The following is a 21,135-nucleotide window of genomic DNA, read 5'->3' as shown; positions in this document are numbered from 1 at the left end:
AGTCCGCTCTTTATCAAGGATCAGCGGTTAGAAGTCACTTGACCCGTGCTCCAGCAAGCCTGGCATGCACCGAACAGCCTCTCTTCGTCAATTGAACACTCCAGACCCTGCACCTACTTACTTTTCAAACATTGAGACCCGAATATCTCCTTTACAACGATACTACTTACGTCTCTCTCCTCAGCTGGATAATTACAAATGCTATTAATATTCTTGACTCTAGAGTCGTCAAATCGACCGTCAACGATACAATCAACTTCCCATAAGAACGCAGATAATGATCCGATGGTTTCAGAACATTTTATGCTCTCATACTCTTCAATCAGCCCCACGTTTTCACAGTATTCATCGAGATCATAGTCAAAGAAAAAGACGGGGCGACTCAACACAAGATAATCAAAATAAATACTCGAATAATCAGAGATAAGCGCATCAAAATACCACAAGTACCTATTTATTTCGACGAACTCTCGACCGCTAAACAAATGTATATTTGAGCTTTCAAGATATTTAGCCTCAATACTCTGTTCAAACCGGGGGTGCACGCGCAACCATATATGCACATTTTTTTCTTTCAAGTATGCGCTAAACCGAGAAAAGTCGAAATCCTCAAATGGAAAAAGACGAACTTCTGAATAAGGCCGCCACGTTGGTGCATATAGAATATTGAAATTGCTTTTATCAAGAAGGAAAGTATCATGCAATAAATTGGGTTCAAAAACCAAGCCTGTTTTTGGCTGAGGAAGTAACTTCACTCTTTCTTCTGGAATCCCAAATCCTCTGGACACATATGGAACGAAGAACTTCGTCGTAGCAATGCTGTAAGAAAAATTACTCGTCAGAAAAAAGTAATACAGTTTCTTATACCAAGTTACCTTCGTTTCCATCAGCCCTACTTTTTTATACAACATACCATGTCCAAGATGGTATACTTCACGCTGATACCTTTGAAACAACCCTGGGATGGGCAACTCTAACGCAGAGCAGAACCAATACTTCGCCCTTAAAATCAAAATTGCATCAGCCAATTTAAAGCTTGAAATAAAGCAACCAGGGTAAACTGCTTCCCACTTCTCACGCAACTCCTTATCGTTTAAAACAAAATATACACTCCCTGCATATTCGGTTCTTTCGTAAAGATATTGAAACAAAGCTCTTGAATTATCTGAAAACTCACAATTTAATGACGAAGTCAGAACAACAACATCCTTCTTTTTCAAGAAAAAAGAAACCAAAGTAACAAGCGGAGACAAAGCAAAATAGAGCGCTCTCTGAAGCGAATACTTATGTCTATTGGAGAAAAATATCACTTTTTTAACTCATGTTTTATTTTAGTCGTTGACACTTCTGGTGTTCTCGCAAGATACATCACCTCACAATGCAACTTCAAAAAATCAAACCTTCCTTCCCAATCATCTCCGATAACAAACTTGTCAACGCCATAGCGGACTATATCGTCGACTTTTTGTCCCCAGTTCTCTTCAGGTATAACCAAATCTACAAACCTGATGGCCTCAAGGAGAAGCTTCCTTTTTTCATATGAGAAAAAACATGTCTTATTTTTCTCCCGATCATTGAACTCATCTGTTGACAATCCAACAATCAAATAATCCCCTTCCTCTTTAGCTCGTCTTAGCAAATTAATATGGCCGTAGTGAAGCAGATCGAAAGTCCCATATGTAACCACTCGTTTCATATTCTCAAAACCTCACTTTTCCAAAGGTAATAATAAACATTAAAATCGCAAAAACTTTACGGAACTTGGGATCTAGCCTGAAAGAAGAGAACACGCATTTAATATAGCTACAGTCACTCAAGTTCCGGCTGATCAAGAACAATCCAGATTTATAAAAATCTATCAAACTGGCTAACATTCGTGCATCTTTCTCTGGCAGGTCGCACGCACGGATAAATCTCTCTAGATTTAGAATGAAAAAAGTATACTGTTCGATATTGAAAGCCCATCGCTCATCACTTTCAACCATGGTTATCGAGTTTTCGTTTTTGTGATACACGTACACTTCGTGCCGTATGTTTTTGCACTTAGGACGTGTTGCCATAGCCGAGAAAAATAAATAATTATCCTCCATGTATACAAAGCGAAATCCTTCAGCAACCTTTAATCTCTCAATATGAGAAAGTAAAAAGCTCCGGTCATACACTTTTCCAGCTGCTCCGCCCCAGATGAACTCCCTCTTAACCTTTGAATACATTGCTTCGACAACACTTTTTTTTCCTTCAACCAAGAATAAAAATGGCTTCTTTTTATACCACGGCCTCTTCGGCATGAAACTTACATCACATAAAAGTATATCAGGACGACAATTGGAATATTCTTTATACAGTACACCCAATGCATCCAACGCAAGCTCATCGTCAGGATCCAAAAAAACTATCAACTCACCTTCTGCGGACTCGACACCAACGCGGCGAGCATGGAACGTGCCTAAATTCCTGTGGTTATGTACTAGTTTTAACCTATCATCTTTCCCGCAAAAGCTCTTTGCTTTTTCGACACTACCATCACTACCACAATCATCTATTAGTAAAACCTCGAATCGATCAAACCCTTTTTGATTCAAACATGATAGTATTGCTCTTTCAATATAACACTCAACATTATAAATAGGAATAACTATCGAAACTAACACTTTCTCAAGCATGGCTTTTCGCCTTATCACACAAATGTTTCATAAGGATTCAACATTGGGTCATTATATTCTGTAGGAATTCCCAGAGAATTTTTCTGGAATGTTAAAAAGATAATCAAAAACGATATAACCGCTGCAACCTTATGGAGTCTTCGGTTCGTTGACATAGTCCAAAATATATAAGGCGCAAATACGGGGACAAAACTAAAGAGTGCAACTGCGCGGCCGAAAATTGCCACCTGCGATGATAGTATGTATGCAACAGAATACGCAAACGCACTTAGAATATAATAAAAATAAGCAGGGTTCTCCTTTATTAATTGTTTTGACATTACAATTACATATATAGGTATTGCTTGTTTTAGAACGACTCCGACAGCAAAAAACAAGCTTAGGCCCCTGGCTACAAAATGCTTCTCGCTGGAGAAATAGCCTGCATATTTGTCCAAACCTAAAAACGCCAAGAACTGACTAATTGGTTGGAATAATATTCCTGGCGACAGTGTTACCAAAAAAAGAAACAATAACATTGCCATGGGTAAAAAGTAAAATTTTGCTAACCTAGGAATAGGAGCAAGGCTTAATGCACCTATTAGAAGAAGGAGCCAGGCACTCTTATGAAAAAAACCTGCTAGCACAATAATAAGAAAAAACATCACTATGCTCTTCCCCCCTCCTCTTTTTTCACTCAAAATGCACTGAAAAGCTAAAATACTGAAAGCGACAGCTATTGCTTGCCTAATTCCATTAAAACTATACAAATACAAAACAAATATTACACTCAGGAAAAACAAACACTTATGCTTTTTGGGAAGGCTTAAAAAAACAGCAACGGTAAAAATAAACGAAAATGCCGCTATACTCCACTGTGCACTCGCACCAAACTCCTTCAGCAACCAGTTAACAAAATAGAAACCTTTCTCCATCCAGAAATATTCACCTAACTCCTTGTAAATATGGATATATGCCTGAAAATCCGTCCCAATATCATACCGTATTGCTGAGGGAATAAAGACGACACAAAATGCCAGTATTAAAAAAAAGTGACGCACTAATGCAGACCGTGCTTTCTCGCTTAAAAACAAGAACCCGCAACTCGACATCGCCACTAGGTTATAAAAAACAACTGTTTCCACACTTTTTATCCCCGATATCTAAAAAATAAAAACAAATTATATTGTGTGGGCTATGGAAATCCCCAAGGCTGGAAGACTGCATCGGAACATTAAATGGTGAACTAGCCCTGCCACACACAAAAATCTGTCGCCTATTCTGACAGATAATTGCCCGGTCCGCGCGCTTGTTGTCTCGTATATAAAAAGACTCGCGTGCATTTTTACCAATCCTTCGTCGGTGACCCTACCCGGAAAACATAGATACTGAATTACCGGATCAACCGAACTTCGAATGATGTTATATACCTGTATCTACGATTGCTGGGCAAGATCATAGACCAAAGCCGGTTGTACGTTATCGATTCACTTTCTCGACAAGTTACTGGCTGAGTGCCCAGCAGTCGGATAAAGGCAGGCCTCGCCTATGAGACATTGAAGATGGCACTCTCATGTCGCGACTATCCGAACAAGGGAATCACTCAATCTGACCGCGGAAGTCCGTATTATTCATCAAGTTATAAACTCTTATCAGACGCCATAAGCTTCGTTATAGCACGAGCGCTAAAAGAAGGTGCTACGACGGTCCTTGCGCGGAGAACTGTTTCCACAGTATCAAGATAGAAGTGCTCCATGGTGAGCGCTTCGAGACCAACGATACGATGAGAAGGCGGGTCTTCAAATATATTCGACTTACTAACCGACAACGACGCCATTGAAGTAGCCTTCAATGCTCAAATGGATCGTATAAATCGGGATTCACGTTTTTTGGGCGAGATCAAATCGCTCGTATCATAATGATGGTGATACGGTCTTCAGCGGTGAGATGGCGGTAGCAATTTTTCATGGTAATACCATACTTGATGGGTCAGGTATTTTTTCTTGGTCATTGAGGCTGCCAATGCTGAATAGTCTTAATATGCATACGATAGATTATACATGTCATCCTTTTTTTACACATCGATATTTTATCAACTAGAGAATAGGGCCCGATTCAGGAAGTCTTCGGATTTAATACGCCATTCACGCAACAGAACATTCACTTCCGTATAGTCTATACGGCTATGCACGTACCTATCGATAGAACGAACACTGCCATCTGAGATGAGACGTTCCTCAAGATTTAATTTAGAGAGAAACGATTCAAAACGACTCGCTCCGCGGGACCCATTTCTGACGACCAAGAAATTTTTTTCGAAAAGCACCGAAAACACCATTCCGTGGAACGAGTCAGTCACAACGAAGTCGGCATTCTTAATTTCCCATAACCACTCTTCTACCAAAAAAAAACCACCACCTGACTTTCGTGACAAATGCACCTCACTGAAACTTTTTCCGACACTCTCAAGACTAGATTTTGTCGATGCTATAATTTCATCTATCACCGCCCCTTTGTCCAAGACATATGTAACCAAATTTTTATTGTCATTTTTCACAGCAAACGATTTAAAAAACTGGTCATAAAAACCAACACCAACTAAAAGTGTCGGATCTAAAACCACCTCAACATTAGGAGTGCAAAAGCTCTGCTCACATACTTTAACGCCACTCACCTCCCTAGTTGAGATAAAATCAAACTTTCTCATTAGTGCCGATATCTTTTCAGCTTCACCCGGCGCCTCCCATATGTCTTTCCCAAAGGAAGCCGCATAGGCGATTCTCTTGACGGGAAGCTCGCTCTCAAAGTCTAAAAAGTATATAGATGAAAATCCATCGTTTATATATTGGTAACGCCAAACTTGATCACTCCCAACAACTACCGCCTCAAACCCCTCCTTGTCCACTAGACTATTAAAATCTTTCCTGGTAACGACCTTGTTTGACCGTTTTGAAAGATGTTGACTAATGAAAGGTTTCAACTTTTTACTTTTCACTGACTCCTTCCTCTTATTTTTTATATTCTGAAAAGGAAGAAACTCCAAGAGCTGAATCAAACTTTCTTTCCACAAAGGCACATATCTTTTCTTGTCAATCAACACCACTTCACACCCTTGACTCTGCAAGTAAGAATAAAGGGCTACAGCCTGAAGTATCCCGCCATAATTGTTTTTTGGAGTCAATGTTAATAAACCTACTTTCATAGTCCACCTCTAAGAGATATTTTATTGTCGACACACACGTACTTAAAACTAATCCTCTGAGTTAGGACAGCATATGTGTCGAGTCCCGCATAATTAATCACTCGTCTGTAAGAAAGCTCGGGGATTTTTTTAGCTCTTCGACGCTTCGCGTGGATTTGGCCTGATCAAGAAAGCGACTTACCGAGCTGACAATCAGATCGATTATAGTGATGAGGTTGGCCTCGTTCCGGTAGCCGTGGACGCGTGACCGATCCGCCTGGAACCAGCCGTCCATCCCTTCCAATCGTGCATAGCTCCCGCGTCGACAGGGCCTTTCCCGCCGGTTTCAGAAGACGCTTATCAAAGGCCGCTACCTGCATGACCTTGAGGTAGTTCCTGATATGCCACCAAGCCGCTCGCAGCGTCGGAGCATTCTGGATCCAGCGCAAGCTTCTCCCACCCAAGCATCGGACACGGCACCCTGATCGACCGTCAGCTCCTGTTCGCACTACACATCGAGAAACACCGTCGCGTAACGCTGCCCGCGCCGATACGCGGTCCATCGACGCCGACGGTGGTACCGCATCTACGTTGAGACCGGTGGGTTGCCGAAGGGAGCTCGTCTTATAGCCGAAGTACTCTATCGAACAGAAGCAAAGGGCGGTTGATCACTACCTCAGTCATGGGCGTTGCCTCGCCAGAATCAGCAGAGCGCTGGGATATCCGTGTGTCGAGTTGCTTGGAGAGTGGATTGATGAACTTTACCCCGCCTCGAGGCGGCGTTTCATTGGCAAGGCTAGGGACATAGCCTTGCCACGCACTCAGAAACAACACGCCGTCATTGAGCTATGTTCTCGGCAGGGAGTTGCTTTAGCAGTTGCTTCAAGAGTCTGCGTGGGCAGGCAAGTGCTGTACAAGTGGAAAAACCGGCTACTTGGTGACGAGAAGCCTATTGTCCACTCTGACAGGGGAGCCCACTATCGCTGGCCAGGATAGCTATCGCGCATCGAAGATGCAGGATTGATTCGGTCGATGTCCCGCAAAGGCTGTATGCCGGATAACGCTGCCTGTGAAAGCTTCTTTGGTCGCCTCAAGCCTGAATTCTTCTACCCTCGAGATTGGCGTGGCACGACGCTTGATCAATTCATGGCGAAAGTTGATTCGTACATTTGCTGGTACAACGAGAAACGCATCAAGGTATCTCTAGGTTCGGCGGTATCAATGACCAAGTGCAACGCCTGATCCATCAGGTATGGTGTTGCCATGCCCCATTGTTACCACCATCTCACTGTTGAAGACCGCGGCGCCATCATGATGATGGGAGCGACTCACTCGACCCGAGCCATTGCCAGTCATTTGGGCCGTGCACCAAGCTCCGTGTCGTGGGAACTCGCTCGCCTTACAATCGACTCCATCAAGGGCTACGAGGCCAGCCTCTCAGGCTACCGAGCCCGCCTGACGCGTCATCAGCCACGTCGGCGCCCCAAGCTGCACCCCGACGGGGAGTTGTTCGAAATCGCGGTCCATCTACTGCGCAAGATCTGGTCACCGCAACAGGTAGCCCGCACACTGAAGCGCATGTCTCCCAACGATTCACGTCGACAGGTCTCGCAGAGGCCATCTACAACGCGGTCTATGTGATGCCCCGCGTTAGCCTCAAAAAGGAACTCATCGCCTGCCTGCGGCAGCGCAACGGCAAGCGACGGTCACGGTGTCGTGGCACGGATCGACGCAACCAGATTCCCAACCTGGTCAGCATCCACACGCGACCGCCTGAGGTCGAAGATCGTCCGATGCCTTGCCACTGGGAGGGCGATCCTATCATCGGCGCCAACAATCGCTCTGCCGTAGGTACCCTGGTGGAACGTACCACGCGGTTGGTGACCCGGCGAAAATGGATGGCACCATTGCCACCGCGGCGACCGTGGGCTTCAGCGACAAGCTCAATGAGATGCCGCGATCGCTGCGTTTGTCCATGACCTACGATCAGGGTAGAGAGATGGTGAAACATGCCGAAATCACCCAGAAAACCGGCACGGCGATCTATTCACTGACCCGTACAACCCCTGGCAGTGAGGTTCCAACGAGAATACCAATGGCCTGTTGCGACAGTACCTGCCGAAGGGAACCGACCTCTCGATTGACAGCCAAGAAAAACTCGATGCGATCGCCGACTCATTGAATACACGGCCGCGCAAGGCACGGGATTGCCGCACGCCACTTGAAGTCTACGCCGAGGTGCTCAGGAAATCCGTCGCGGGTCCGAGCACCCTTCAATAGCGTTGCGTTTGGAACTTGAGACCGCCCTCCCTGAGTCCACGGGAAGACCGCGAGAGCCTTGGAGTCACCGCATGAAAAAGTCCAAGAAAAGTGGCTCACCTCCAAAGTGAGCCACACTAGTCTCTGGATTATGTGGCACTCCGAGCACTCCCTGCATTAGCTGAGTATGGTGGCAAAAATCAGGAGGTCATTACAGGGGTGCCCACGTTGTAGATATTACTCACTAGACCAACTGCTATCGACGCGCCGTACGGCGTCATCTGAGCAGGGAGGTTGACCGGAGCCCGACACTAATAGTTAAGCTGATTCACAAAGACGCTTATCAAAGTATTAAAAAAGAGCATGAAGAAACTACACTTTAAAAAATTTTGCATACCTAATCTTTCGACAACAAAGAATGAAAAACTGCTGCAATGATCGAGCACTTCCTTTAAAAAATCTGCCGTTCAAATAATGAAACCTAAGCTCGTCCGGAAGCATTTTAACAGAGAATAGCAATGGGTTACCACCAGATCTAAAAAAAACGTCATGCGTCTTCTCGGAAATAAATTGCCGATGTACATAAAGTCTTTTTCTTTTGTCACCAACATCATACTGATTTGGTTTTACGCGTTTTTTTGGATGCCAAACTCCAATCTCGTCAGCCTGCTTTATTCTTACTCCTAGCCCTTCACGTCTATGCCGATAATTCCCGGCCTGAGAATCATATACATCTTGAGAGCTCCTCACATCAAAATTCAGCTTTTTCTCTCTCCTAGCCTCCTCGATAATCGACTTTATAAAATCAGACCTAACGACGACTATATTACTTCCTCCCGAATCACTTACATATTCTGGTAGCCACGCATCACCACTTGAGATGTCTGCCAGTTCGCCGACAATATCGTCACACCATTCACAAGCTTTCGGCTTAAAATAGCCGAGCCCCCAGTTGACTCCGTATAAACTGGAATTTCGCGCTCGTCTTGAACTCGAGTATTTGCTTTTATCGCCATCGCCAACAATTACTTCAAATTTATATTTATTTGCAGGTGCAGCTGGGTCTTTTACCCTAAAGTCGACCGACTCAACATTATCGCTGGATGAACTCAACTGCCTAGCTAAAAAATCCGAATATGCCGCCGACTTCATGTGTCCACAGAACAATGAAACACAGACTGTAACTTGTGACTTAATAACCTCATCGTTTTCACATACCAACCTCACAGCTTTTACAAAGCACGGAACACCAACAAAAGCATAACACTTCCCATCTCCCCTTATTTTTTTTAAAATCTTATCAAAGTGAGCTGGATGATACCTCGACTTAGCCCCCTCCAAAATCTCTCCAACCGTGGAAGATAATCCATACTCAAAAAACTCCTCACCTCCCCCCCCTTCTTTTACGTGAATCACACCATCGATGACCCCCCGCTCTAATAGCGTTGAGAGCAACCATGTAACAAAGCCACTCGACCCGCCAGCGTCCCTAAACTTAGGGTCTATAACATGACCAGCATATATCCCATTATAATATCCAACATTCTCATCACGGAAAAACCCCTGTTTCGAGAAGAGTTCCGCCCCAAGTTCATCTTCATCTTTGCTAGCTGAAAAAGGACAAACATCACCTGCCAAGGTGTTTTCTACTTTACCTTGCGGAAGAAAAAGTCCGTAATTATTTTTTTTTATTGACAGAGACTTATCAACTGATGCACAACCTCCACAGCCTATGCAGTAACCTCCATCAACCACATCGTCGACACCGCTTCTTTTCTTCACGCCTCCCTCCATCATCTACAAATTCCCTATTAGCCTTTTTCGAGAACAGACAATATAAAGAACACACAACACAACATCACAAAGCACCGTAGAGTACGCAGCTCCATACGCCCGGTATTCAGGTATAAATATAAAATTCAAAACGACATTTAGAAGCGCCACCCCCCCCATCAACCTAGCCTTTAATTTTATGTTATTTTTTGTCGCTAGAATTGACCCAGAACTTGTAGCCAAAAACCGGAAAGGAATAGCGATAGCCAAGACCATTAAAAGATCAACTGCTCCTACATACTCAACTCCAAAAAACCAAGGGAACACATAGGGCATAATCAGCCAAACCGCTATCATTGATACCAGTCCGAAAAGCAACATCAAAAGATTCCCTTGCCTATAGACCCTCTCAACTTTTGACTTCTCATGAAACGCCCAGCGATGTAGCTTAGGCAACAAATACTTCTGAAACAAAACACTAGGGAACAGATAAATTGCAACCATAACCACAAAAGCCGAATTGTAAACCCCAGCCGCTTGATCATCCACCAAATAACGCACTAACACAACATCAGATTGAAAATATATCACATAGAAAATACCGGCCAAACCGAATGGCCATGCGCCCTGCATTACTTGCTTTAGTTTAACAGGCTTCGCTGGCGCTGCATTCAGCAAAACCTGCTCCGGGTGCCCCTCTAAAAAAAATTCGGCTTTCCTCATCTTAACCACCTGGCCTATCCCGAAAGCAAGAAGCAATATCGCAACAACAAAATATACCGAGGCAGCATATACAGACGCCAAATTTTCTTCTAGTAAAAGATAAGGTAGCAGAACAATACCTACCAGACGCATTGCGTTTGGGGCCATCTGCCATAAAGATAGCCCAATCATGCGCCCTTCAAGCTGTAACTTCGCAGTTACTAACTTTATCGCCAACAACCCAAGAATATTAAAGCTCAAAATCATAATCACAACTGAGACATGTTTATCGTGAGGGCCGAGCCATGCCCACAACCAAGTAAAAAACATAACAACAATTGAGCTAAACAAGACAAACCGAAATGACGCCGTCAGCCAACGCTGGGCTCCCCAGCCTTCTTCTCCATATTTATTCAGCCAGAACTCACCGAGTCCGAACCCTGCCAAGGTAGAAACAATCGTCACGATGGCTAGTGACGATGAAAAATCGCCAAATTGATCTACCCCTAAGCCCCTAGCCAACAGCACCTGTGTCGCAAAATTCATTACTGATCCAGAGAGTGTGGCGACTGTTAACAAAGTTAGCTCAACAGCATTTTTTTTCTTTATCATAAATTACCAAATAGCCTTGTCATAGCTTTAATATTCATAATATTACACGGCCAACTTCACGACTTTTTTGTAAACCATGACGCCGCCTATACAAGCAGCATAAACCTGGCACTACCATAATCCCAAAAGCGCTAAAACGAAATTTTTATCTAATCGGAAACTAGCATGACTTTCAAGCCACACCCATACATCAATCGCGAATAGCTTTATTATCCCGCCGAACCCTAATATTAAATCGCTTATGTTTGCGATATTTTCGACTAAAAAATGAAGTTTTCAACGCTGAGTGTGGAATCCGCCCCGCTGCGCACAGCCAGAATATGACCTCCACGACGACAGAAAGTATGCCATTGAGCCACCCAGATCGGAGTCTCGGCCTGGGCCTGGACGCGCCATGGATACTCAAGGACCAGCACCTGAACACTTCCGTGTCGCCCCACTGGGGAGTGAAGTTGTCCCCAGGTTTCGGATCAGGCGCTAAGCTCTGAACAGATCGACCAGAGGCCCCTGATCATGGGCAGGAAATGTCGACAAGACAGCAGTGAGTTTAACACCAAGGTCGCGCTAACTGCCTTGGCGAGCGATCAGACCACATCAGAGTTTGCCACCCGGTTTGGGACTCACCCCACCCAGGTCGGCCAATTCGACCAATGGAAGCGCGAATTACAAAAAAGGCGGAGGAACTGTTTGACGGCAAAACCGGTCACAAAAAGAGATCGACGCCCTCTACCGAGAAATCGGGAAGCTTAGGCTAAAACGCGATTTTTTGTTACGAGGACTCGCGCGGTGGCCTAACCGCCAAGTAAGTATCCGGCAACAATGTCAAATGCTTGGCGTCGCTCGTTCTCCTGTCTATTCCCGCCGCCGACAGGTGAGCGCAGAACACCTTGAACTAATGCGACTGATTGGCAAGGAATATCTGTGTACGCCTGTCTATGGGTCGCGGCGTATAACGGCTAATCTTCGACGCAACGGGCACTGGGTGAATCGCAAACGTGTACAGCGTTTGATGGGCTGGCACGCCGTATACCCGGGGCCACGAACGACCAGAGTGAATCAAAACCACCGGATATATCGCTATCTCCTGCGAGGGCTGGACATCGACCGACCCCACTAGGTGTGCGCCACTGATATCACCTACATTCCAATGGCGCGGGGGCTCATGGACCTATTGGCCATCATGGACTGACACAGGCGTCAGTGCTGACCTGGCGGCTACTCAACACTCTGGACACAGACTTTTGTGACGATGGCCTGAAAGAGGCGCTGGCAGGTCATGGAGTGCCAGAGATCTGCAACACTGATCAGAGGTGTCGGTTCACCTCCGAAGCGTTCACCGACGTCTTGCACGACCATCATGTGAAGATCAGCACAGCCGGCGAAGACTGCTACTCGGAAAATATTTTTGTCGAGCGACTTTAACGCAACATGAAGTACGAGAGCGTCTATCTGTTCGCCTTCGCCGATAGGACGGAACTGCGCTAGCAGTTGAAACGATATTTCTGCTGATACAACGCTGGACGGTCCCACCAAGGACGTGGTGATACGACTCCCGAGGAAGTCTACTTCTCTCAACTACTGACGCAGACGGCCTGACGCCTGTGATCCATTGATCCAAGCCTAGATAGTATGATCAGGTGGACCGGAGAATGGGCTTTCCTTCATTGCTCAGGCATTGAACTTGAACGTTAAGGCTGCAACCCATTAAACCGGTTGCTCCTAGTTCGGCCACGCTACCGCCCGAGGATTCACCGGGTGCATCCCAAACCCTAGGTATCTAGCCCTCTGACAAACCTACTCATCTGCCTGCATTCTACGGCAGCGAACCATCGTTCACTATGCAGGACCAGCGGGTTGGACGCAGCCCAGCCAACAGCACCTAAGTTTACTTGGGCTGGTCAGCATACAGATGTACTCGATCTGCGTCAGCTGGAAGGTCCCACGAATTCCTTAACAATCAATGTACTAGCCGTTCGCTTCGCCAACCTATCGCTTAGGTCGTTAAGCCATCGCTGACTACCATCCTGTGAGATTTCTCCCGCAACACCTTCCCCAGCTCCCGCCTGGCCCCCTCTTCCCCATGCACCAAGCGAACCTCGCCCGGCTGCGGGTCAATCCCCGTAACGAACCTCACCAGGTCCGCTTGGTCGGCATGGGCGGAGTAGCCGGCGACTGTTTTGATCATGGCTCTGATCAGCACTTTTTCACCGTCAATCTTCACCCATCCGGGGCGTCCGGCGCTACCCGCGCCGTAGCGCTGTATGTCTCGCCCTGGCGTTCCTTTGGCCTGGTAGCCGACAAACACGACCGCGTGACGCTCGTCCGGGAGCATTCGCTTCAGGTAGTTCACTACCCTGCCGCCGGTTGCCATGCCGCTGGCGGCTATTACCACGGCCGGCGTACCTGAGCTCGCTAGAGACTCGACCATGCTTAGGTGCTCATCGTGGTCGTCAACGGTCACCAGGCCTTCGAAGCTTAGCGGATGCCTACCGTTTACGAGCCTGGCCTGGGCCTCTTCGTCCCACCATGGCTTCAGCTCTCGGTATACCTCGGTAAACTTGGCAGCCAACGGTGAGTCGACGACAACCTTGAGCCCCTGCCACAGGCTGTCGGCTTGTGCACTCCGGCGTATGTCCTCAAGCTCGTACAGGAGCTCCTGGGTCCGGCCTATGCTGAAAGCGGGGATGATAACAGTCCCGCCGTTCGCTTGCGCGTGTTCTATGACAGATTGCAGTCGACGCTGTCGTTGTGCTCGGTTCTCGTGGCACCTGTCACCGTAAGTGCTTTCCAGCACTAGGATATCTGCGCGCTCCGGCGAAACGGGATCAGGTAGTAGCGGGGTATGCGGGGGGCCAAGGTCGCCGGAAAAAACAATGCGCCGGTCGATGCCTTGGCTATGGTCAATGGCATCCACTTCTATATAGGCGGAGCCGAGAATGTGGCCGGCACGCTGCAGGCGAACCCTTATGCAGTGGCGTTCGTCGTCCACCACCGTATGCCAGCGCTGGTAGTCAAGCGGTACCAGTTGCCGCCCCACGCGTTTGAGAAAGCGCTGGATGAGCGATGTGTCGCGAGTGAATCCGACCTTCAACGCGTCTTCAATGACCAGCGGCAGTAGCTTGGCACTGGGCCTGGAGCACAGGATCGGGCCCTCGTAACCCGCCGCCACAAGATACGGCAGCCGACCGATGTGATCGATGTGGACATGGGTCACCACGAGCGCCATGACGTCATCGACAGGAAAGCGGACCTGATGGCGCTCGAAGTCGCTCAGGCCATCGTTCTGTTCGCCCTGAAACAGGCCACAGTCGATGAGCAGCGCTCGGTCTTTGGCGATCTGCAAACGATGGCAACTGCCGGTGACGCCATCGGCGCCACCGTGGTGGGTGATGTTGGGGTATCTCAGCACGAAGGGACTCTCACTCTTTACGGCAAAGAACGCTCACGCCAGCCACGCGTTGGATGCGCGCGATTGGCGTGAGGTCATCATACGGCCCAAGCCTGCAGCCACTTACGTTCTAATCGACACTCAAGGCGTGTCGAGATTTACCGTGCGGGCGATAGTGATCGTCGCCACACTGGCGTTCTCGTGCCCGCTGGGCGAGGCTGAGTACGTCCCTTTGACACTGTCGGTCGGCTCGACCAGCTCCACCGTGCTGCCATCACAGGCGACGAAGTCATACTCGCTATCGAAGACGGTGTCGTCATACATCTTATTGGCGACCGTCAGCGCCGTGCGCGAGGCCGAAAGCTCTTCTTTGCAAGCCTGGGTAGCCGCGTTGTCCTGATACTTCTGGTACTGCGGTATCGCAATCGCGGTCAGTATGCCGATGATCGCCACCACCACCATCAGTTCGATTAGGGTAAAACCGCCTTGCTGGGTGCGGGTGGGCGTGGGGGACTTGGTGGCTGTGCGGCTCGGAACACCCATCCCTGGGTCCATATGTGAGGTCATTCGTCGTGCTCCCTATGGCTTTCGTTATGAAACGACGCAAAGGCACTTGCCGAGGCCAGAGCGCCCGACTCGATCATAAGACGCGCTAGCGCCGGCCTTCACAGGCTTACGCCTTTAACTGCCACAATCTTGATATCCATCGGGTTTACGCCGTCTAGCGGCCCCCAACCGGTGCCTAGGCGGCGGACCTTTGGGTAGACTTCGGGGGACAAGCCCTGGGGGCCACGCCCTCCGTTTCCGCCGCGAGCGTCCGTCCATGAACACTCCCTCCGCCCTTCTCACGGCCCGCTCCCCCAACGAGCAAGCAACAGCGGCGGCTGCGTGCTCACAGGCCCTGTTGGGCCTTGCCCGCCGCCTGGTCGTCGAGGGGCTGTTGGGTGAAGCCGCGGCACTGCGGGCCGAGGATGAGGCAAATGCGAAGCACACCACCCTGCTGCGTCACGTGATCGAGTCTGGGCTGGTGCCGGCGCGGCTTGCGACAGAGGCGGCCTCCCGGGAGTTCGGGCTGCCCATCATCGATCTGGATACGCTGGATCTGACATCGCTGCCGCCCGCATCATCCTTCCCCGAGGCGCTGCTGCGGGAACATTGCGTCCTGCCGCTCAAGCGCGAGGAGCACAACCTCTCGGTAGCGGTGCCCTACCCTTCTACGCTGTCGCGGCTCGATGAGCTTCAGTTTGTCACCGGGCTGATTCTCAATGGGGTGCTGGCACCGATCGACCAGCTGCAGCCGACGCTGGATGCCTACCTTTCACAGCGCCCCGGGGCCGCCATCGGGACCGACGGCGGCATCGAGCGGGCGATCGGCGAGCTCGAAGGCGATGAGGGGCTAGCCGCCAGTACCCAAGTCGACGAGGCGCTGGCGCCGGCCGATGGTTCGACGCAAAACGACGACGCGCCGGTGGTGAAGTTCGTCAATACCATCTTGCTGGATGCCGTGCGACGCGGCGCGTCGGACATCCACTTCGAACCCTTCGAAGAGCGCTACCGTATTCGGTTTCGGATCGACGGCATTCTGCACGAGATCGCCCAGCCGCCCTTTTCCTTGCGGGGCCGAATCGCCGCTCGGCTGAAGGTCATGGCGAGGCTCGATATCTCGGAGCGACGCCTGCCCCAGGATGGCGCATTGAAGATCAAGGCACCGGGCATGCTGACGATCGATTTTCGCGTCAGCTCGTTGCCCACGGTGCACGGCGAAAAGCTGGTGCTGCGACTCCTCGACCCTGCCTCGGCGCAGATCGGCATCGAGCAGCTCGGCTTCAGTGCCAGCCAGCGTGAGCTGTTCGAGGCGGCCCTCGCCAGCCCCCAGGGCATGATCCTGGTCACCGGGCCGACCGGCAGCGGAAAGACCGTCACGCTGTACACGGGGATCAATCGGCTCAACGAGGTGGCGCGCAATATCTGCACCGCGGAGGATCCGGTGGAGATCAAGGTGCCGGGGATCAATCAGGTCAATGTGATGCCGCGCATCGGCCTGGACTTCGCCAGCGCCCTGCGCGCCTTCCTGCGCCAGGACCCCGACGTGGTGATGGTCGGCGAGGTGCGCGACCTGGAAACGGCGGAGATCGCCATCAAGGCCGCCCAGACCGGCCATCTGGTGCTTTCCACGCTGCATACCAACTCGGCGGCAGACACCCTCACCCGGCTGGCGAACATGGGCATCGCCTCGTTCAACATCGCCAGCTCCGTCACGCTCATCATCGCCCAGCGCCTGGCGCGCCGCCTGTGTGAGCGTTGCAAGCAAGCGGTCAGCGTGCCGCATGAGGCCCTCATCGAGCAGGGGTTCTGCGCCGAGCAACTCACCGACCCGACACTCTATGAACCGGTGGGATGCCAGCACTGCACCCAGGGCTACAAGGGCCGGATCGGTCTGTTCGAAGTGGTGCCCGTCAGCGACGCGATCCGCCGCCTGATTCTCAACCGCGGCCAGGCGACCGACTTCGACCAACAGGCGCGCCGGGAAGGCCACGGCAGCCTGCGCCAGTGCGGCTTGAGCCGAGTCCTGGAGGGCGTGACGAGCCTGGCAGAGGTCTGCCGTGTGACGCGCCATGAGCCCAATCGCCATTGATGACCAAAGCCCCCTCATCCTCTGCCCGCCGCCCCCGCGACAGCACCCGGCGAGAGCCCCAGGGCAGTCGCCTCTACCGTTGGCGTTGGCAAGGCAATGCCGCGAGCGGACGGCGCCTGCGGGGCCGCGTGGTCGCCGCGACTCGAGCCGACGTGGAGAAGGTGCTGCACGCCCAGGGCATTGTCGTCTTGCGCATTCACCGCGGCGGGCGCAGCGGGGCTACCAAGGGGCGTATTCGCTCTCGCGACGTGATGCTGTTCTCTCGCCAACTGGCGACACTCTTGAAGGCCGGCATCCCGATTATCCAGGCCTTCGAGGTCGTCGCCGAGAGCCTGAACAAGCCCGCCATGCGAGCCCTGGTGCAGGACCTGATGTCCGAGATCGCCTCGGGAGCCAGCCTTTCGGAGGCGCTGGGGCGCTATCCCCGGCAGTTCGATTCGCTCTACGTCAGCATGATCGCTGCGGGGGAGCAGTCGGGCGCGCTGGATGCGATGCTGGACCGGCTAGCCCTGCATCAGGAGAAACGCGAGGCGCTCAAGAGCCGCGTACGCAAGGCCATGTGGTACCCGGCGTCGGTCCTCGGCGTCGGCTTCGCGGTCACGGCCATTCTCCTGATCAAGGTCGTGCCGCAGTTCGAGGGGTTGTTTGCAGGCTTCGGTGCCGAGCTTCCGCCGCTGACCCAGCTGACGCTCTCGCTGTCCGGCGTCGTCCAGCGCTATTGGCTGCACGCGCTTGGGGGCGTGGTCGTTGCCACCTGGCTCGGCCGACTCTGGCTGCGACGCTCGCCCCGTGCCCGCCGCCTCGCGCAGCGTCTCGCCTTGAAGCTGCCCGTTCTCGGCAAGGTGCTCGATCAGTCCGCGGTCGCGCGCTTCACTCGCACGCTGGCCACCGCCTTCGCCGCCGGCGTGCCGATGATCGAGGCCCTCGATACCGCCAAAGGGTCCGCCGGGAACGCGCTGTATGCCGAAGCCATCGGCAACGTTCGCGAGCACGTGGCGGGCGGTCAGCAGCTGCACTTTGCCATGCGCAGCGCCGAGCGTTTTCCCGCGCTTGCGGTACAGATGGTCGGCATCGGCGAGGAATCGGGCATGCTGGACGCGATGTTGCATCGGGTGGCGGACTACTACGAAGCCGAAGTCGACCGGCGCGTCGACACCCTGACCACGCTCATGGAGCCGATGATCATTGTGGTGCTGGGGGTTCTGGTGGGCGGATTGGTGGTCTCGATGTACCTGCCGATATTCCAGCTTGGCGGTATCATGTAGCAAGGCGCGACGGAGGCTGGCGCGACGACTCGCTAGTCGTGCAGCCAGACCGGTGTGCCGGGCCTTGCCTCGTCAAACAGACGCAACAGATCGTCATCGCGCAGGCGAATGCAGCCATGGGAGTCGGCGTCCCCCATGGGCTTGTCCGGCGGGGTGCCGTGAAAATAGATGTAGCGGCGCTGAGAATCCACGTCGCCGCCGCGATTATGGCCGCGCTCGAGGCCCGACAGCCAAAGGATGCGAGTGAGGATCCAGTCGCGCTCGGGATGCGCGGCGGCCAGGTCTGGGTGGAAAACTTCGCCAGTCGGCCGGCGGCCGCGGTAGACCGCGCCCGTCGGCTGCCCGTGGCCGATGGCGGCGCGGATCACATGCCACCCCAGCGGGGTCTGGCCGCTGCCCTCACGCTGCCCCGGGCCTGCCGCTGCCGTGGATACCAGGCAATGCCACTGCGCCTTGTGGCCGTCCCACACCGTCATCCGCTGGTCGGCGATATCCACTTCCACCCAACGGGCATCGCTCGGCGGCAGTGCGTCGAGTTGCGGTGTTCTCATGTCCCCACCGATACCTTGGCGTCAACCGGGGCTTCCGCATGCTGCGCCGTCATCGGTTCGGGCAGTGGCGCCGTCATCGCCGACACCACCACCGGGCGCATGCGGCGAACCAGGTCACGGACGGAAACGTGCTCGCCATAGTCCTTCTCGGCGATGTCGCGCAGCGCCTCGAGCCCGGAGAAGGTGAAGATCACCGTGCCCAGCACAAAGTGCAGGCGCCAGAAGCGCTCGGCATCAGGCAGCTCCGGGGTTGCCTTGCGCACCAGGGCAACGAAGCGGGTGAAGACGGTGCCGTATTCTTCCTGGATGTAGCGCCGCAAGTGGCCCTGGGCCTGACTGTAGGCGAGCCCCAGCAGGCGCATGAAGACCTTGAGGCTGTGGCGTTCCGCGGGGACTTCGAGCACGGTTCGCGCCATGGCCTCGAGCAGCACTTCGAGGGGGATCACGCGCTCGCCATACTCGGCCTCAAGGGCATCGATGGCGGCGTGAAAACGCTCCGAAAAAGGGTCCAGGTAGCGGGCGAACACCGCCTGAATAAGCGCTTTCTTGGAGCCAAAATGGTAATTGACGGCGGCCAGATTGACCTTCGCCTTGCCGGTGATGTTGCGCAGCGACGTTTCGGCAAACCCGCGTTCAGCGAAGAGAACCTCGGCGGTGTCCAGGATGCGTGTCACGGTGTCGGTCTGGGCCATGCTCAGGCTCCGTCGAAATAGAAGCAATACACTGCGAGAAATCGGGCGCAGCAGTTGGAAACAATTGTTTGAATTTTCCCGGAGTGTAAGCCACGCCAACGGCTGCGACAATCCACGCAAGGGGGGGAACGTTTGAAACACGAAGTAAACTCTGGGCTTGACCCAACCCCGAACAGAACGCTAGCCCAGTCGCGAACGGGCTCTGATCTGGCGCCGACTCGGCTCCGGTCTAGCGCCAGCCAAGCTCCGAGCAAAGCCACGCCGACGCCCTGGGACACCGCGAAGCCCGGGCCAACGCCATGCCTGGCGGTGGCCACCGCCAGGCGCATCGCCCTTGCGCCCTCTCACTGACTCCTTCTCACCCGCCCCTTCCACATGAGCCCTTCCACATGAGCCATTCCACATGAGCCCTTCTCAGCCGACCCTTCCATAGGAGCACTTCCACTTAAGCCCTTCCACTTGAGCCCTTTCAAACAGGCGCTTCTCACCGGGCTTTTCTTTCCCGGTCAGCCACTCCGACGCTAGCCTCGGTACCTGTGCGGCACACGGGGTACCCCGTGGTGGCAAGGAACGCTTTTACTGGACAAGTGTCCATACTGTACACTTAACCACGAAAGCAATTTCCAGGGATTCCCGGACGGCAAGGTTTGAGCGTGCCGTCGCGAATCGACAGCCATGACGCGGCAACAGCGAAACCAGCAGGGATGGCCCTGCCATCCACACAGCCAGCGTCGCCACCCGCGCTTCACCCCCGCCCATGGGAGGCCGAATGACACGTCCCCTGACGCCACGCCAGCAGAACGTCTATGACTTCATCGTCAAGACCATGAATGAGCTTGGCTATCCTCCCACCCGGGCGGAAATCTCGCGAGCGCTCGGCTTTCGCTCGCCCAACGCCGCCGAAGAGCACCTGCGCGCCCTGGAACGTAAAGGGGCGATTCGGGTGATTCGTGGCACTTCCCGGGGCATTCGTCTGCCCGCCGTGGACGCCAGCGAGCCCAGCGCCAACGATGACACCCAAGAAGCCGCCAGCCCCCAGGGCCTGCCGATCATCGGTGAAGTCGCCGCCGGCAGCCCCATTCTTGCCGCCGAACACATCGATCGCTACTGCCCGCTGCCCCCGGAGTACTTCACGCCCCGGGCGGACTACCTGCTTCGCGTGCGCGGCCTGTCGATGAAGGACATCGGGATTCTCGAAGGCGACCTGCTCGCGGTGCACCGCACCGAGCGTATTCGCAATGGCCAGATCGTGGTGGCCCGCCTGGAGGAAGAAGTGACCGTGAAGCGCTTCCACCGTGACGGCTACCGAGTGACACTGGCCGCGGAAAACACCGACTTCGCCCCTATCGAGGTGGATCTGCGCCACGACAGTCTGGATATCGAGGGCATCGGTGTCGGCGTCATCCGCGGTGGCAATGGCCAGGCGCTGAACTAA

Annotated in this window: 15 protein-coding genes and 3 pseudogenes; 7 read left to right on the top strand and 11 right to left on the bottom strand. The window is 52.4% G+C overall.

Annotated features, from left to right (window positions below; translation table 11 throughout):
* Window positions 1-113 precede the first annotated feature (113 nt).
* The 4 genes from ACUN9Y_RS07425 to ACUN9Y_RS07410 form a co-directional block, all read right to left on the bottom strand.
* Window positions 114-1,220: a CDP-glycerol glycerophosphotransferase family protein gene (locus ACUN9Y_RS07425; protein WP_445460043.1), complete on the bottom strand. Its 1,107-nt coding sequence runs from the start codon at window positions 1,218-1,220 to the stop codon at window positions 114-116.
* Between the two features lie 86 nt (window positions 1,221-1,306).
* Window positions 1,307-1,696, bottom strand: a complete 390-nt coding sequence (tagD, locus tag ACUN9Y_RS07420; protein ID WP_445460042.1) for a glycerol-3-phosphate cytidylyltransferase — start codon at window positions 1,694-1,696, stop codon at window positions 1,307-1,309.
* Window positions 1,697-1,700: 4 nt separating this feature from the next.
* On the bottom strand, window positions 1,701-2,663 hold the full coding sequence (locus tag ACUN9Y_RS07415; protein WP_445460041.1) for a glycosyltransferase family 2 protein: 963 nt from the start codon (window positions 2,661-2,663) through the stop codon (window positions 1,701-1,703).
* A 14-nt stretch (window positions 2,664-2,677) separates the two neighbouring features.
* Window positions 2,678-3,787 (bottom strand): EpsG family protein, encoded by a 1,110-nt coding sequence (locus ACUN9Y_RS07410; protein WP_445460040.1) that lies wholly within the window; start codon window positions 3,785-3,787, stop codon window positions 2,678-2,680.
* A 506-nt stretch (window positions 3,788-4,293) separates the two neighbouring features.
* Here ACUN9Y_RS07410 and ACUN9Y_RS07405 point away from each other — a divergent pair.
* Window positions 4,294-4,482: an IS3 family transposase gene (locus ACUN9Y_RS07405; RefSeq protein WP_445460091.1), complete on the top strand. Its 189-nt coding sequence runs from the start codon at window positions 4,294-4,296 to the stop codon at window positions 4,480-4,482.
* A 252-nt stretch (window positions 4,483-4,734) separates the two neighbouring features.
* Here the strand turns inward: ACUN9Y_RS07405 and ACUN9Y_RS07400 are convergent, their stop codons facing one another.
* Window positions 4,735-5,844, bottom strand: a complete 1,110-nt coding sequence (locus ACUN9Y_RS07400) for a polysaccharide pyruvyl transferase family protein (RefSeq protein ID WP_445460039.1) — start codon at window positions 5,842-5,844, stop codon at window positions 4,735-4,737.
* A gap of 918 nt (window positions 5,845-6,762) precedes the next feature.
* Here ACUN9Y_RS07400 and ACUN9Y_RS07395 point away from each other — a divergent pair.
* Together ACUN9Y_RS07395 and ACUN9Y_RS07390 are read left to right on the top strand one after the other, a co-directional pair.
* Window positions 6,763-7,065: pseudogene (locus ACUN9Y_RS07395) on the top strand (transposase); the annotation flags it as partial.
* A 21-nt stretch (window positions 7,066-7,086) separates the two neighbouring features.
* Window positions 7,087-8,103: pseudogene (locus ACUN9Y_RS07390) on the top strand (IS30 family transposase).
* A gap of 351 nt (window positions 8,104-8,454) precedes the next feature.
* Here the strand turns inward: ACUN9Y_RS07390 and ACUN9Y_RS07385 are convergent.
* On the bottom strand, window positions 8,455-9,879 hold the full coding sequence (locus ACUN9Y_RS07385; RefSeq protein WP_445460038.1) for a Coenzyme F420 hydrogenase/dehydrogenase, beta subunit C-terminal domain: 1,425 nt from the start codon (window positions 9,877-9,879) through the stop codon (window positions 8,455-8,457).
* Complete coding sequence (locus ACUN9Y_RS07380; protein ID WP_445460037.1) at window positions 9,880-11,169, bottom strand: flippase; 1,290 nt, start codon at window positions 11,167-11,169, stop codon at window positions 9,880-9,882. It lies immediately after the preceding gene.
* An 826-nt stretch (window positions 11,170-11,995) separates the two neighbouring features.
* Between ACUN9Y_RS07380 and ACUN9Y_RS07375 the strand changes: the two genes are divergently transcribed.
* Entirely contained in the window at window positions 11,996-12,286 is a 291-nt protein-coding gene (locus ACUN9Y_RS07375) for an IS3 family transposase (protein WP_445460036.1), read from the top strand.
* Between the two features lie 876 nt (window positions 12,287-13,162).
* On the opposite strand, the gene ACUN9Y_RS07370 is transcribed toward ACUN9Y_RS07375, so the two are convergent.
* Complete coding sequence (locus ACUN9Y_RS07370; RefSeq protein ID WP_445460035.1) at window positions 13,163-14,578, bottom strand: MBL fold metallo-hydrolase RNA specificity domain-containing protein; 1,416 nt, start codon at window positions 14,576-14,578, stop codon at window positions 13,163-13,165.
* A gap of 378 nt (window positions 14,579-14,956) precedes the next feature.
* Window positions 14,957-15,100, bottom strand: a pseudogene (locus ACUN9Y_RS07365) (pilin); the annotation flags it as partial.
* Between the two features lie 280 nt (window positions 15,101-15,380).
* Between ACUN9Y_RS07365 and pilB the strand changes: the two are divergent.
* Window positions 15,381-17,192, top strand: a complete 1,812-nt coding sequence (gene pilB, locus ACUN9Y_RS07360) for a type IV-A pilus assembly ATPase PilB (RefSeq protein WP_445460034.1) — start codon at window positions 15,381-15,383, stop codon at window positions 17,190-17,192.
* A complete protein-coding gene (locus tag ACUN9Y_RS07355; RefSeq protein ID WP_445460033.1) occupies window positions 17,192-18,457 on the top strand; it encodes a type II secretion system F family protein in 1,266 nt (421 codons plus the stop codon). The genes pilB and ACUN9Y_RS07355 overlap by 1 nt, the downstream gene beginning before the upstream one ends.
* Window positions 18,458-18,489: 32 nt before the next feature.
* Here ACUN9Y_RS07355 and ACUN9Y_RS07350 read toward each other — a convergent pair whose 3' ends face one another.
* Complete coding sequence (locus tag ACUN9Y_RS07350; protein ID WP_445460032.1) at window positions 18,490-19,008, bottom strand: L,D-transpeptidase family protein; 519 nt, start codon at window positions 19,006-19,008, stop codon at window positions 18,490-18,492.
* Entirely contained in the window at window positions 19,005-19,700 is a 696-nt protein-coding gene (locus tag ACUN9Y_RS07345) for a TetR/AcrR family transcriptional regulator (RefSeq protein ID WP_445460031.1), read from the bottom strand. The genes ACUN9Y_RS07350 and ACUN9Y_RS07345 overlap by 4 nt, the downstream gene beginning before the upstream one ends.
* 769 nt (window positions 19,701-20,469) lie before the next feature.
* Here ACUN9Y_RS07345 and lexA point away from each other — a divergent pair.
* Window positions 20,470-21,135 (top strand): transcriptional repressor LexA, encoded by a 666-nt coding sequence (gene lexA, locus ACUN9Y_RS07340; RefSeq protein WP_445460030.1) that lies wholly within the window; start codon window positions 20,470-20,472, stop codon window positions 21,133-21,135.

Source organism: Halomonas sp. V046 (genome assembly GCF_052645355.1).
The sequence above is the reverse complement of the archived record's forward strand: the minus strand, read 5'-3'. Positions and strand labels throughout refer to the sequence as shown.